This window comes from Acinetobacter sp. A1 (assembly GCF_012371315.1).
GTDB lineage: Bacteria > Pseudomonadota > Gammaproteobacteria > Pseudomonadales > Moraxellaceae > Acinetobacter.
Map to the genome: position 1 here is coordinate 1 of NZ_JAAZQY010000080.1, position 1,087 is coordinate 1,087.

A 1,087-nucleotide genomic window follows, 5' to 3' on the forward strand; every position below is an offset into this window, starting at 1 on the left:
GGCGAATTCAAACATGAGGTGCGACAGTTTGAAAAGTCTTATGATAATCAACAAGCTGAGCAAATTTCTCTAATGGTGTAAGCCAATCTAACGCTTTTCTAGGACGAGTATTCAGTGACATGGCCACTTGATTTAAATAATGCTGATCTGCCTGATTTAAATCAATCCCTTTAGGTAAATATTGCCTAATTAAACCATTCATATTTTCGCATGTGCCTTTTTGCCAGGGTGAGTGTGGGTCACAGAAATATACATCTATGCCTAAATCTTCTTCAAGTATTTTATGTTCTGCCAGCTCGCGTCCACGGTCATAGGTCAACGTTTTACGCAGTTCTGCAGGTAAATATTTCAGAGCTTCAGTTAAAGCCTTGCGCACTGATTCTGCCTTTGCATCAGGTAATGTTGCCAAGATACAGAGCCGTGTATTTCGTTCAATAAGTGTTGCTATCGAACTTTTATTGTCTTTACCTTTAATTAAATCAGCTTCCCAATGACCCGGTATTTTTCTTTCTTGAACTTCGGCTGGGCGCTCATGAATAGTTTTAATATCCTGTAATATAGAATCTTTTTTAGGTTCACCGTTAGCTTTTCGCTTTTTATTTTCATGACGCAGACAGGATAATAAGTCTTTTTTCAACTCACCCTTTGGTAATGCTCGTATCGTTGAATAAATCGTTGTATGGCTTACATTCATTGTTTGATCCAAATCAGGAAATGTCTTTAAACGCTTTGCTATTTGCTGAGGAGACCATAAACAACGGATCGCTTCAACAATAAATTTCCAGAGGATTGAATCGATTTTGAGTTTTCTGTGACCACGTCTACGTCTAGCAAAGGTGTTATCAGAAGCATATCGAGCTTGATAAACGTCATTGATGCTATTTCTTTTAAGCTCACGATAGATCGTACTAGGATGTCTTTTAATGAGTTCAGCAAATTTTCTGGCTGAAAAGCCTTCTTTTCTTGACTCAAGCATTAATGCAGTACGATCTTCAAAGTTAAGATGATGGTATGACAATTTTATATACTCCATAAACCCTTTAAATTAATTAGGTGGTTTATGTCGCACTTCAAGTTTTACTCTGCC

At 37.4% G+C, this 1,087-nt stretch carries 1 protein-coding gene; it reads right to left on the reverse strand.

The window, feature by feature from the left end; translation table 11 throughout:
- Positions 1–7: 7 nt before the first annotated feature.
- Positions 8–976, reverse strand: a complete 969-nt coding sequence (locus HHA41_RS12980; protein WP_249451941.1) for an IS30 family transposase — start codon at positions 974–976, stop codon at positions 8–10.
- Positions 977–1,087: the final 111 nt, after the last annotated feature.